Source organism: Hydrogenovibrio kuenenii DSM 12350, assembly GCF_000526715.1.
GTDB classification, from domain to species: domain Bacteria; phylum Pseudomonadota; class Gammaproteobacteria; order Thiomicrospirales; family Thiomicrospiraceae; genus Hydrogenovibrio; species Hydrogenovibrio kuenenii.
In genome coordinates, this window is the sequence record NZ_JAGP01000001.1 from 598,216 (window position 1) to 611,741 (window position 13,526).

Genomic DNA, 13,526 nt, shown 5'->3' on the forward strand with positions numbered 1-13,526 from the left:
CAGTATCTATTAGGATTTTTAATAACAAAAGCTGTGTGTCGTTATTCGTACATATCGCATGGAGGGGTATTGTGATAAAGCGTTCATTAAAAGCAAAAGTAACGTTTATTTCTATTATTGTTGGTGTCATAGTCGCATCAGTCGTTGGTTTTGTGATGTATATAATGCTTGTTAAGCCCGTAGAGTCCCAAGTGCAGCAAAAGTTGCTGGATAAGGTTCAGGTGTTTATAGATCACCAAATAGAACAAAAATCACAGGTTGGTATCGCGGGTGCATCTGCAATCAGCTTGTCTTCCAATATCATTTCCGCTTTGCAAGTCGAAGACAGAGACTCATTATTGCCGTTCTTCAAAGGCATTAAATCCGGCTATGCAAAGAAAACCGTTTATAAAAACATCGGTGTACAGCTGATTACGTTTGATGGGCGTTCTTTATTAAAATCTTGGGATTTAGACAGTTATGGGCAAAACGTCTCTAACAGTCCAATCATACAAAGAGCCATGAAAGAAAAACAAGCGTTCGGTGCATTGGCAATAGGGGACAAGGGTGTTGGGATTATATCTGTGTCACCCATTTATGATGGCGATGAATTCAGTGGTCTAATTACATTTGTGCAAGGGTTGGCATCTGTAGCGAAAAACTTTAGAAAAGTTGAGCATGGTGAGTGGGTGCTTTTGGCCGATCGTCGTTACATAAAAGATCATTACGGCAAAATGCCAGTTGTTGAAAACAACGAAGCAATCGATAAAAACTATATATTGGCAAACAACCGTTGGTTCTCAAAAGACACTGTTAATGAACTAAAGCGCGTTTATAAGCCGGTTGATGGTAAGAAAATCGAATTTTATCTAAAAGATAATTATGTTGTGATGGACCTACCGGCTTATGACAGTAATGGCGATGTTATGGGGCGTCATATGTTTATGCTGCCATCATCGTTCTACTTTGACCCGATGAACAAAGCAAAAGATGCCGCATGGATGTCACTTGCAGGCGTAATGTTGGGTATCTTTATCCTAGCAGTAATATTGGTGATGGCAATCAATCGTATGGTTGTAACTCCTTTAGCCAAGATGCAAAAAACCACTGACGATATTATGAAAACAGGTGATTTTTCTATTCGTGCAGATGTTTCCAGTGAGGATGAGGTGGGTAGAACTGCACTCGCTGTTAATGAATTGCTCGCACAGGTCGGTGAGGCTCTAAGAGAGTCAAACTCAACCATTACTGCGATTGCAGCAGGAGACTTCTCACAGCGTATTGAAGGTGACTATAAAGGTGACTTATTGAATCTGAAAGATGGTATGAATCAGAGTTTGGATAATATTGCCGATGTTATCAAACAGATTGCAACAGTCATGGATGAAATGAAGCGCGGTAATTTCGATATCCAATTGCAAAATACGGCTTCTGGCGAATATCACCGAATCATTGATAGTGCGCAACAAACTATGACCGTTACTAATAGTATTATTGCTGATGTGAACCAAGTAATGGATCAAATGAGTGGTGGTAACTTCAGTCAGCGTGTAGAGGCAGATGCTCAAGGAGAGTTAAAACGATTAAAAGATCGTATTAACACATCGTTGGACTCGCTTAACAAAGCAATGCAGGACATTACAAGAATCGTTGTGGCACAAAGTGAAGGCGATTTAACGCAATTAATTGACACCAATTACCCTGGTGAATTGGGACGTCTGTCTGATGCGGTGAATCAATCAGTTGAAAAGCTATCGGTTATTGTTGGTCAGGTGATAGAGGCTTCGGATGTTGTCAATACTGCTTCAGAAGAAGTGGCGCAAGGAGCGTTAGATTTGAGTTCACGTGTACAGCGCCAGGCAGCTGCACTTGAGCAGACTTCTGCTTCAATGGAAGAAATGAATGCTGCAGTACAGAACAACTCGGATAATGCGAGTGAAGCTGCGATTGTTGTGCAAAAAGTACAATCGGGTTCTACAGAAGCAAATGAAGTTATGCATCAAACCATTGAAGCCATGAATGCTATTCAAGAATCAAGTCATAAGATTTCTGAAATAGTTACTCTGATTGATGGTATTGCCTTCCAGACCAATCTGTTGGCGTTAAATGCGGCTGTTGAAGCCGCGCGTGCAGGTGAACATGGTCGTGGCTTTGCTGTAGTTGCCGGAGAAGTTCGTAGTCTTGCACAGAAGTCAGCGGATGCAGCTAAGGACATCACATCTTTAATCAACGAAAGTGTCGATCGAATTAATCAAGGTACTAAGTTGGCGACTGAGTCTGGAGATGTGTTACAGGGTATTACTGAGGAAGTGAATAATATTGCCAAAATGATGGGACAAATCGCTCAGGCTTCAGAAGAGCAGGCCAAAGGTGTTGAGCAAGTGCATCAGGCAATGAACGATTTGGATTCTGCAACACAGCAAAATGCGGCTTTGGTTGAAGAAACATCAGCGGCAGCGGAAAGTATGAGTGAACAGGCAGTTAGCTTGAGTCAAAATATTGCGTTCTTTAAAACCAATAGAACGCATCATTCTCAGCCGCCAGCGGCTAAAAAATTATCGGCAGGAGATAAAAAGCCAGCAAGTGTAACAAAGTTAGAAGCTAAGCCTGCTTCAACAGCCGCCTCACAAGCGAAACCTGCAACGAAGGAAGCGCCTAAATCGGAAGAAAAACGAGCTAATGACAAACCCGCATCGGAAAAAATCGTTTCACCTTTGCAAGGCAAGTCAAAGAGTGCAGATGATGAATGGGAAGACTTCTAAGTCAGTCTTTTCATTTGAGGGATAAAAAAACGGCAAGCTTTTTAGCTTGCCGTTTTTGTTTAAAGCGATTGGTTATTGTTATTTTGTTTGCTCTTCATCAGGAACAAATTTCAGAACATTGCCATTGATACAATAACGTTTATGTGTTGGTGGCGGGCCATCATTAAACACATGACCTAAATGGATACCTGAGCTGGCGCTTATAACCTCTGTACGCTTCATGCCGTGGGAATCATCTTCGCGTTCCTCAACAGCCCCTTTGACAGGATTAAAGAAACTAGGCCACCCCGTACCACTGTTGAATTTTGTATCACTACGGAACAGGGCTGCACCTGTAATAGGGTCAACATAAGTGCCGGGACGTTTTTCATCTAAATGAGACCCTGTAAAGGCCCATTCGGTTCCTTTGTGAAAAGCGATTTTTCGCTGTTCGGGTGTGAGTAGACGAAAACCAAGCCATTTCCAGAATCGGTCTTTATCACCGCTATACCCTGTGTAGCGTGACACTTCTTTGCCATGTTCGAAAAAGACAATGGTCGGTGTGGCAAACAAGGGTTTTTCCAATGTCCAGCCTTTTGGCGGGTTAGGGTTTAAAGTGGTGATAACCGGAACATCCGCTTTCCAGCTATTTAGAATCTCTTTGGTGAAGAGTTTGCAGTAAGGGCAGTCTTCGGCTTCAAACACAATCAATTGCTTGTCCATATGCAACTTAGAAGCATCTAAAATAGGGTGTCCTGATGGCTTGTTGGTTGATCCCGGGTAGGCAACACCTGTTCCTCCAAGCCCACAATAGCCATTAGGGTTCTTTTTCAAATAATCCTGATGGTAATCTTCCGCCTTGATGTAATTGTGTAGTGGTGCGATTTCCGTGGTGATTTTGCCATAGCCTGCTTTGGTTAGGGCAGCCTGGTAGATTTTCTTAGTTTCTTCGGCAATAGCCTTTTGATCTGGTTCTGTATAGTAAATGACGCTACGGTAGTTGGTGCCGATGTCGTTGCCTTGTCGATTTCCTTGCGTTGGGTCGTGATTTTCCCAGAATTTGATAAGAACGGTTTTTAGACTAACGACAGCAGGGTTAAAGGTTACTTTCACCACTTCAGCATGGTTGCGTGCGTGAGATTTTCCCATTTCAATTTCACGCTCAAGCCCAAGTACATCGTAGTACCCAGCATGTTTCGCATCACCACCAGCATAGCCAACTTCTACATGAGTGACCCCTGGGATTTCGCCCATGCGTTTTTCTGCCCCCCAAAAACATCCCATACCTACAACAATCGTTTCGGTTTTCATAGGTGTTTCTTTAGCGGCGACGACATCACCCATTGCTTGTGTAGTGTTCATTTGTTTCTCCTGTGCACAGCCTTGTACCGAAAAGAATAACATGCTCACTAGCGCAAACCAAAAGGTTGACCAGATTCGAGAGCGTTGAAATTTCGTTGCCATAAGTTTCATCCATTTTTTGTGAGTCTTATTGTAATAGACCGAGTAGAGGTGAATATCTTCCACAGGAACCTGAGTGGTCACAGTTTAGTCATGTTTTGCACATAAACATACTCATATTTGTTTTATATATTGCTCAATATTTTGGCTATTCAGCCGATAATCTTATGCGAAACAGTGGTCATTTAGAACCGCAAAAAAATATAAAAATATCACTTTAGACCAGAAAACAAAGTGAATCCGCTATCAAGGGAAAGCGCAACTTAATAGAGTTGTGATAAGTCAACGATAAGTGGAGCACATAATATGATTATATCTTCTTCCCAGGTGTCTCTGGGGCACGCACAGTCTGACAGCACTAAGCTGACACAAAGAACCCGAACCGATATCTCGCACGCGGATACTACAAGCAACGAGGGCAGGTTGGTAATGGTAGCTTCGTCAAAAAATACTTACGATTACTCGCAATACAATCGAACAAAAATCAATGCACAAAGTGAGATTCGACAGGGTGATGACTCACAGCAATATACCTTGAGTCAGGTTACAGAAAAGCTTAGCCAAGCAAGTTTAAGTGCAGATAATGCGCAAATAGCACTTCAAAAAGCATTTCCTTCTGGACCAGCGACGGAGATGAGTTTGAGTGGCGAAGTCGCGTTTAATTTTACACATCAAATTCATTACCAACAGGAGAGTAATAGCTTTTTGAGCTCTCATGGCACAGTGACTTTAGCAGATGGGCGGGAGGTAGATTTTGCACTCACACTTAGTCAGCAACAAAGTACACAAGTCGATGCACAAACTCAGGTTGAGTTTGGTTTAACAAAACTGAAAGACCCTTTAGTCATTAATTTCGGTAGCGATACTGTGCAACTGCAAGACACCAGTTTTGCATTCGATATGCAAGCCAATGGCAAAACAGGAAAATATGCTTCTCTTGGAAAGGGAAGTGGTTATCTTACCTTTGATGCCAATGGCGATGGCAAGGTGACGGATGGTTCTGAATTGTTTGGTACGAAAACCGGTAATGCTTACGGTGAACTTGCGCAATACGATGATGATCACAATGGCTGGATAGACGAAAATGATGCCATTTTTAAACGTTTGAAATTATGGCAAAATCAGGCTGATCCAAACGCAACTCTTACGTTAACCGAAGCAGGGGTTGGTGCGATTTATCTGGGCAATGCTAATTATGCACAGGAGTTACGAGGTTCTCAGGGAGAGTTATTAGGTAAAACCAAGCAAGCAGGGGTTGTGCTGATGGAAAATGGGCAAGTGAAAACGTCTCAGGCGATTGATTTAGCTGAGCTTCCGAAGGATAGGGCGTTAAAGACGATAGAAAATAGTCGAGCATTTAAGCAGCTGCAAAAAATGGCTGATGATTTCAATCATATGCAGCAAGCTCGTCAATCTATGAAAAATAGCTTTAAGTTATCCAACTCATTCAATGCACACTTTGGTTGGTCTATTTCGCGACGAACTGAGGAAACGGAAAAACCTAAAACCCTGTTTGAGCAATTGCAGGAATATATTGAAAAAGAGATCGAAGCACGCAAAAAACTACTAGACTGGTTGGAGTCTAGTTATAACATCAAAGGCCATGCTTAACCGGATTTTTAGCATTAATGGTCTGACCTTTGTAGTGCCTTTAGATCCGTCAACACGATCCGAACGTGTTCTTTAGGGTCTACGTCAGTATAGATTTTTGCGATGCGTCCTTCTGGATTAATAATGAAAGTATGACGCTTCGCGAATTTCATCACAATCAAATCAAGTAAAGAATCATACTGTTTTGCCACAAGGCCATTCTTGTCTGCTAAAAGGTCAAACGGTAGTTTGTGTTTAGTTTGAAACTCTTTATGTGAACTCACCGAGTCAACCGATACGCCAAGTATGGTTGCTTTTTGTGCAATGAGTTTATTGATATTGTCACGAAAACTACAAGCTTCTGTCGTACAGCCCGGCGTTTCATCTTTGGGGTAAAAGTAAAGTATCACCCAGTGCCCTTTAAACTGAGATAAGGTCACCGTTTTGTCGTGTTGATTTTTCAATGAAAAATCTGGTGCCATCTCACCAACCTGTAATGTCTGAGCTTGAGCGGTATGAAAATAAGCAGCAGAAGCAAGCGCCAGTAATAGAAAAGTGTAAACAAAATATGGTTTCGGTAGTGACATGACGTTACCCTTGTGATGATATATAACACTATACTAATTCAAATCTACATTAGAAAACACCTGATAAAGCAGAGGTTTTTAATTGTGGTGTGTGTTCTAAGTCAAAGGGAGCAAAGATGCATTTTCCTAGATTAAAGATTGCCGTATCCGACTGTTTAAGAGGCACAGAATGTCGTTATAACGGTGGTCATGCACAGGATGATTTCGTTAATCACCATTTAGCAAAATACGCGGATTTTTATCCTTTCTGTCCTGAAGCCGCTGTAATAGGTACGCCTCGAGAAACCATTCGTTTGGTGGAAGAGCAACAAGGCGTACGCGTTAAAGGACACAAAAGTGCAACCGACTACACAGAAGGCCTTAAAGCTTACGGCGATAAAATGGTACCTAAATTATTAGGAATGCATCTTGATGCCGCTGTGGTGAAATCAAAATCACCTAGTTGTGGGATAGAACGCATTAAAGTTTATCAACCCAATGGTGAATGGCATGGCTCTAAAGACCCTATGACATCTGGATTATTTACAGGGCAGTTAAGAGAGCAAGCGCCTTATTTGGCGATAGAAGATGAAGGGCGCTTGCAAGATGCATGGTTGAGAGAGAACTTTATGCTGCATGCTTTTACTTCCGCTCGTTGGCGAGAACTATTAGAAGCGACCCCCAGCCTGGCAGATTTTCAGATTTTTCACCGAGATCATAAATACCTATTCATGTCTAAAAGTGAAGTGATTTACCGAGAGATGGGACCCTTGGTTGCCAATACAAGAGCTGATAATTTAGAGGATCAACTTCAAGCTTACCAAGAAAAAATGTTTGAACTGCTAGCACATCGTTCCACCAAAGGGCAGGTAAGAAATGTGTTAGATCATGTTTATGGTTATTTTAAAGAGCAGATCAGTGCTGATGAGAAAGATCATTATCAGCAGACGGTACAGGAATTCATTCAGGGGGTTATTCCATTGATTGCCGTGATAAAGGTGCTGGAGCAATTTTTGAATCACTATGGTTCCGATTACCTGTCCACCCAAGTGTTTTTCCACCCCTATCCTGCGGACCTCGCTTTGAGATCGGAAGTATCGGCTTTTAGGTAGCGACTGTTTCGATGAGTTATATTTGGGGACGGATTCAAAACATATGCTTGTTTTTGCCCAAATAAACTGGTCAAATGAAATCAACAATACAATATAGGGTAAAGGATTGTGGATGAAATCACCCTTTCAAATGAAGTGACTTTCAGTGAAGAACTGAAGGAAATCTATCACTATCTTCACAGTAAATACCCTGCTATCGAGCGAGTGGCTGTCGCCCTTTATGAACCAAGTACCGATATTCTTATCACCTTTGCCTACACAGGTGAGTACGACACGCCTTTATCCATGTATGATTTTCAATTTTCCCAATCAGAATCTTTGAATAAAGTAAGGCAGAGCCGGCTTCCTAGAATCGTGGATGATATTGATTTGTATGAACCTAACAGTAGAGTTCATACCGACCAAATTCGTAAAGCGGGCTTCAAATCCAGTTATACCTACCCGATGTTCAACGGAAATAATTTTCTGGGGATGATTTTTTTTAATTCAAAACAGAAATCGGCATTCACCGACGAGATGGTTTATGACATCGAGTTGGTCTGTCCATTACTGACCGTGATGGTCGCAAATGAAAAACGGGTAGAAAATCTCTTACTTGCCACGGTGCATACAACTCTGGAACTGAGCAAGGAAAGAGACCCAGAAACACAAGAACACATGGCTCGTGTGGCTCATTATGCAAGAATTATCGCTAAAGAGGTAGCGCCGGATTATGGGTATGATGATGAATTCGTAGAGCACGTATTCATGTTTGCACCATTGCATGACATCGGCAAAATTTCCATTCCGGATGAAATTTTAAGGAAGCCCGGTAAGTTGACGGATGAGGAATTTGATTTCATGAAGGTGCACACGACAAAAGGGTCAGATTTGGCAGGCCTTTTGTTGAAAAATTTTGACTTGGAAAATATAAAGTTCGCGCCCATGATTAAGAACGTTATCCGGTATCATCATGAAAAAGTCGATGGCAGCGGTTATCCGGACGGTCTGAAGGGCGATGAAATTCCTTTGGAATCTAAGATTGTGGCGGTTGCAGATATTTTCGACGCTTTGACCACCGTAAGACCCTATAAACAGGCTTGGTCAAATGCGGCCGCGTTTGCGGAGTTAGAGGAAATGGCAAATCAAGGTTTGCTGGACAAAACCTGCGTTGAAGCTCTGGTTGAACACAAAGAAAAGGTCTGTGAGATACAAGAGACACTCGCAGACCCTAAGATAAGCTGACCTAAGCTTTATATACCTGCTATTTAGACCTGATGAAGTTGACCATTTTCTCGACAGCTTCTTCCCATTGCAAAATCCAGACAAGAGTGCGATGCACCATCGACTTCGTAAAGATGGGTGCTTTTGTGTTGCTTCAACACGGCTAGAATTACTTATCTACTTAGGTTTTCTTAAACCCCTATCCCGCAGGTTTAGCCCTCAGATCAAAAGTCGATGCTTTTAGATAGTTGTTTTTACAGACTTTTGTATTAGAATGTGAATATAACATTATAAAGATAAGGGTTATTTTATGTTCTCACTTACGGAGTCTAAGAGTCAATCTTTTGGTGAACAGTTATCTTGGGTTCGTAGTTATTTGAATCAAAGGCTAAGCTTTATTCATCGTATTGGCGTTGCTTTGTATGATGAAACGACTGGAAGTTTAAAGACTTTTGCTTTTTCAGGTGATGAAGCAGAGAACCTAACCTTTTACGAATATAAGTTGTCGAATTCGGAGTCATTAAGAAAGCTTAAGGAAACCCGACAGCCTCGAATTGTACAGGATATAACTGCTTTTAGCTCTAATGGTCGAGAACACACTGAAAGCATAAGAAAAGCGGGTTATAAATCCAGTTATATTGTCCCTATTTATGATGCAGAAAAGTTTATTGGAATGGTCTCTTTTAATTCTAAAGAAAAAGACTATTTTCAAGATGACGTGATTATAGCTCTTAAGTTGGCGGTGAATTTTATTAGCCTATTGATGACCAATCTTAAACGTACGCAACATACACTAGAAGCCACTATCCAAACAACGCTTGAATTAACGCATGAAAAAGACCCTGAAACACGGGAGCATGTTAGTCGAGTTGCATACTATGCACGCCATATAGCTAAGGGCGTAGCAAGCAAATATCAACTCAATGATGAGTTTATAGAGTACGTTTTCATGTTTTCACCTTTGCATGATATCGGTAAAATTTCGATACCAGATGATATTCTTCGAAAACCTGGAAAATTAACCGTTGAAGAGTTTGAAGTGATGAAGACGCACACGATCAAAGGTTATGACTTAAGTAAAACAATGTTAAAAAATTATGGCCTTGAAAAAATAAAGCAAGCTGGCGTAATCAAAAATATCATACGATCTCATCACGAGAAGTTAGATGGCTCTGGTTATCCAGATGGTCTTAAAGAAAAAGAGATTCCTACAGAGGCGAAAATCGTTGCAGTAGCGGATATTTTTGATGCGTTAACGACGGTTCGACCTTATAAATTGTCTTGGAGTAATGAGGAAGCTTTTGAAGAGTTGCTTCGTATGTCAAACAAAGGGTTATTGTGTCAAAGTTGTGTTCAAGCGTTGATAGAGGAAGAAGAGTCAATTCAAGAGATTCAAACGTTACTGGCCGATAAACGGCCAGCATGATAATTTTAGTTAGTCTTTTTGGATGAAAGAGACCATTTTCTCAACCGCATCCTCTCCCGCGAAATCACGGTAAAAGTGCGTGGCACCATCAATTACATCAAGATGAATGTTTGCATGCTTTTGTAAAACAGGTTTCATTCTCTCAGGCAAATCTTTCACGACAGTATCATCCGTCCCTGCAAAAACCAAAACGGGTTTTTTGATCTTCGGCAGTAAATGAACCGTGTCCATATTCGGATTAAAATCATAGTAGCTTGCAAAACTAGCAGCTGTTACTTTGGCATCTTCACAATAGACTAAATCAGTATGAGGCATCACTTCATTGCCTTTACCTGCTTTAACCAGTTTATCGGCTTTAGCGACTTCTTTGGTCAAGTCTTTGTGGAAACGTTGTTTATACTCAGCAATTTCACTTTTCTTTGACCAAAGTTGCGGTGCAAATAGCACGACGTGTTTAATATTCGCATCTGCATTGTGTTCTGATGCATACCAAGCTGTTTGGTTGCCACCGCGAGAGTGGCCAGCAAGCGTGATGTTGTGAACGCCTTGCTTTTCAAGCCACTTGACCCATGCTCCAATTTCTTTCATCGCATCAGTATGCTTATGAGTGTGGATTCGGTCACAGGAAATCATCGCGTTATCATGGCGATCATTCACATTGAAGCTTAAGTTGATAGTGAGGATGTTGATGCCTGAATCCGGCAAGTAGTTCTTTAGCGTGTTGGCTGTGCTGTAGTTATTATTCATCCATGTACCATGAGTGAAAAGTACCACACCATCTTTCAGAGTTTTACCATCAGCTAAAAGTAACTCTCCGTTCAAAGTTAATTCTCCAAACGGAATTTTAACTTCTTTAGCAAATGCCGAATGAGACAAACTAAACATTAATAGAAAAGCATATATTACCGTCTTCATTGCACACCTCGTTGATAGGTTAATTACTTTAATCACTTTTGCAAGTGAAGCAAAAGTAGTAAAAGATTTATACCTTAAATTTTAAAATAACACTAGCTAATAAAGAGGCTTCTTGCTTAAGCTTCTGAGCTGTTTCTGAGGTAATTTCAACCACGGTTGCATTTTGTTGTGTATCTTGGTCAAGACTGCTGACAGCAATATTAATCTGCTGTACGCCATCGGCCTGTTCTTTGGCAGAAGCATTTACTTGCTGAATGGTCTGACTCAAGGAATTAACGCCCTGACTGATTTGTTGTAACTCGGTTACCGAAGATTGCATTAACGCTTCACCCTTATCAACCTCTTCAGTTGTTTTTGTGATGAGGGTCGAAATTTCTTTTGCAGCATCAGCAGATTTTTGGGCTAGGCTACGGACTTCACCTGCTACAACTGCAAAGCCTCTTCCATGCTCACCTGCACGGGCAGCTTCAACGGCTGCATTCAGTGCTAGTAAATTGGTTTGGAAGGCAATTGAGTCAATCAATGCAACAATATTTGTAATATTGTGTGACATATTCTTGATTTCATTCATTGCTTTAGCCGTTTCGTTAATAACCACCTCTCCCTGATTAGCTTGCTTATGTGCGACAGAAGCATTTTTGAAAGCATCTTCAGTGAGTTCAGTGGCATTTTGTACCGTTGCTGTGATTTGTTCTAATGCGGCCGCAGTTTCTTCTAAAGATGCCGCTTGTTGTTGTACGCGCTCAGAGAGCTGACTACTAGATTGACTGAGTTCAAGAGCATTTTGGTCTACAGATAATGAAACCTGCTGGATTTGTTGAATAATCTGAGCCATTTCCTCAATACTTTTGTTGATAGAGTTTTTGAGGGTTTCATAAGAACCTTGATAGTTTCCTGAGACACGTTGTGTCAGATCACCTTCAGTTTGTGCGTACATCACTTGGTTGATTTCATCAAATGTTGATTGAATTTCGGAAATAGAAGAGTTGATGCTCTCGATTAAGCGTTTAATCATTCCTTTTGCTGATGGACAGTCGATATGTTGAGAGAAATCTCCTTTAACCAATCCGTCAATTGCCTTCATAGTTTGTGTAAAAGATTGATCAAGCGTTTCCATTGCCATATCGACTTTTTCTCTAAAAGATTGTGGCACGTCCTGGCTTAATCGGACATTGAATTCACCTTGTGTGATAGCTGTCATCACTTTATCCAGTTCATTTGTCATCATGGAAACTGAACTTGTGGCTGTATTGGTTCCATGTTGTAGAGAAAGTAGATTTCCCTTGGTATTCTCTTCAATGGATTGGCTAAAGTCACCATTACTGACAGCAGATAACACTTGGTTTACTTCTTGGATGGTTTTTTCCATGCTCGCAAGTAAGTGGTTGTAAGTTTGTGCCAGTAAAGCAAATTCGTCTGAACCATTTATATTGGCTCGAATAGAGAAGTCTCCATCTTCCTCTACAGACTTCATTGAATTTAATAAGTTTTGCACTGCGCGTTGCACACTGACGATAATGAAGTACATCATGCTTAAAACAATCAATAGGCTAAGTATTATCGCCGCAGAAGCAAACCATACGGATTGTAATGCAGAGTCGTAAAGGTTATCAGCCATTTGAGTACCATTTGTCAGTAAACTGGATTGGAAACCATCCATTTTTTCCAGTACGGACTTAATGATTTGCTGCCATTCTTCAGCATTGGCGTCAATGTTAGTTGCGTTTAAGTTGTTTAGCGCTAGTGTCTCAAATTGATTCATGCTTTTAAATGCAGGCGAGCTTAACATTTGGGATAAGTTCGTCAGCTCAGCATGTGTAGCATATTGTTTAAATCCACTCAAATAAGCGGACTTTTTGAAGTAAGCTTGGTTGAACTTAAAGCCTAGTAATTTAGTGAAATGGGCGCGAGATAAAACATTATTAAATACTGCACCTTCAACGCCAACAGTCTGTTTGGCGAACATAAAGTAATAAAGACTATTCAGTGAGGAAGATAGACCATGGTCAGGTGTGTTGTTGGCATAAATTGAAATAATTTTTAACAGTACACTATCCAGTTTTGAAAAAAACTTTCCGCCTTTCTTTGTTTTTAAGTTATCGATTAGTTCATATATGTTTGTCAAATTTTGGTAATTGGTCGCAATGGTCTTTTTTTGTTTTTCAATTTGTTTGAGCAGAGCAGGAGATTTAATCTTTTGTGACACTTGGTTTAAAGATGTCATGAATTGACTATAGGCTTCATGCGATTTTTTTCGCTGAGAAACCAGTTCAGAGGCATATTTTTTTCCCTTTGAACCCATATAGCCTGCAGTATATGTTCTTTCAAGTTGTAAGCTTTTAATGAGTTTGTTGAGTACGAGTGTGTTGTTGAATAAGACTTGGCTTTCTTGGCTTTGTGTCAGTAGTTCTAGGTTTTTTGACAGATATTGCCCTGAGAAAAAAAGGCTGGTTGCTAAGGGGATAAAAGCCAATAGTAATAATTTGGACTTAATCGTCAGTCTATTTAACACGTCGAACTCCTTTGAACGATA

General features: G+C 40.8%; 9 protein-coding genes. 5 read left to right on the plus strand and 4 right to left on the minus strand.

Features of this window, described 5'->3' with window-relative positions:
- Positions 1 to 71 precede the first annotated feature (71 nt).
- On the plus strand, positions 72 to 2,741 hold the full coding sequence (locus N745_RS11635) for a methyl-accepting chemotaxis protein (protein ID WP_024850617.1): 2,670 nt from the start codon (positions 72 to 74) through the stop codon (positions 2,739 to 2,741).
- Positions 2,742 to 2,819: 78 nt separating this feature from the next.
- Here N745_RS11635 and msrA read toward each other — a convergent pair whose 3' ends face one another.
- On the minus strand, positions 2,820 to 4,082 hold the full coding sequence (msrA, locus tag N745_RS0102785; protein ID WP_038070915.1) for a peptide-methionine (S)-S-oxide reductase MsrA: 1,263 nt from the start codon (positions 4,080 to 4,082) through the stop codon (positions 2,820 to 2,822).
- A 405-nt stretch (positions 4,083 to 4,487) separates the two neighbouring features.
- Between msrA and N745_RS12205 the strand changes: the two genes are divergently transcribed.
- Positions 4,488 to 5,792, plus strand: coding sequence for a hypothetical protein (locus N745_RS12205; protein WP_157833737.1), 1,305 nt, complete (start codon positions 4,488 to 4,490; stop codon positions 5,790 to 5,792).
- Between the two features lie 14 nt (positions 5,793 to 5,806).
- Here the strand turns inward: N745_RS12205 and N745_RS0102795 are convergent, their stop codons facing one another.
- Entirely contained in the window at positions 5,807 to 6,358 is a 552-nt protein-coding gene (locus N745_RS0102795; protein ID WP_024850620.1) for a peroxiredoxin, read from the minus strand.
- A gap of 116 nt (positions 6,359 to 6,474) precedes the next feature.
- On the opposite strand from N745_RS0102795, the gene N745_RS0102800 reads away from it, so the two are divergent.
- From N745_RS0102800 to N745_RS0102810, 3 genes are all read left to right on the plus strand, one after another.
- Complete coding sequence (locus N745_RS0102800) at positions 6,475 to 7,449, plus strand: YbgA family protein (RefSeq protein ID WP_024850621.1); 975 nt, start codon at positions 6,475 to 6,477, stop codon at positions 7,447 to 7,449.
- A 108-nt stretch (positions 7,450 to 7,557) separates the two neighbouring features.
- Positions 7,558 to 8,673 carry an HD domain-containing phosphohydrolase gene (locus N745_RS0102805; RefSeq protein ID WP_024850622.1) on the plus strand — a complete coding sequence of 372 codons (1,116 nt, stop codon included), beginning with the start codon at positions 7,558 to 7,560 and terminating at the stop codon, positions 8,671 to 8,673.
- A gap of 289 nt (positions 8,674 to 8,962) precedes the next feature.
- Positions 8,963 to 10,078, plus strand: coding sequence for an HD domain-containing phosphohydrolase (locus N745_RS0102810; protein WP_024850623.1), 1,116 nt, complete (start codon positions 8,963 to 8,965; stop codon positions 10,076 to 10,078).
- A gap of 9 nt (positions 10,079 to 10,087) precedes the next feature.
- Here the strand turns inward: N745_RS0102810 and N745_RS0102815 are convergent, their stop codons facing one another.
- The gene (locus N745_RS0102815; RefSeq protein ID WP_038070585.1) at positions 10,088 to 10,993 is read right to left on the minus strand and encodes an alpha/beta hydrolase; all 906 of its coding nucleotides are present in this window, start codon (positions 10,991 to 10,993) and stop codon (positions 10,088 to 10,090) included.
- Between the two features lie 67 nt (positions 10,994 to 11,060).
- Positions 11,061 to 13,505 (minus strand): methyl-accepting chemotaxis protein, encoded by a 2,445-nt coding sequence (locus N745_RS0102820; protein WP_024850625.1) that lies wholly within the window; start codon positions 13,503 to 13,505, stop codon positions 11,061 to 11,063.
- Positions 13,506 to 13,526: the final 21 nt, after the last annotated feature.

Bases quoted from the DNA above. Each gene is read 5' to 3' on its own strand.
- msrA (WP_038070915.1), bottom strand. From the start codon at position 4,082: ATGAACACTACACAAGCAATGGGTGATGTCGTCGCCGCTAAAGAAACA.
- N745_RS12205 (WP_157833737.1), top strand. From the start codon at position 4,488: ATGATTATATCTTCTTCCCAGGTGTCTCTGGGGCACGCACAGTCTGAC.
- N745_RS0102795 (WP_024850620.1), bottom strand. From the start codon at position 6,358: ATGTCACTACCGAAACCATATTTTGTTTACACTTTTCTATTACTGGCG.
- N745_RS0102800 (WP_024850621.1), top strand. From the start codon at position 6,475: ATGCATTTTCCTAGATTAAAGATTGCCGTATCCGACTGTTTAAGAGGC.
- N745_RS0102810 (WP_024850623.1), top strand. From the start codon at position 8,963: ATGTTCTCACTTACGGAGTCTAAGAGTCAATCTTTTGGTGAACAGTTA.
- N745_RS0102815 (WP_038070585.1), bottom strand. From the start codon at position 10,993: ATGAAGACGGTAATATATGCTTTTCTATTAATGTTTAGTTTGTCTCAT.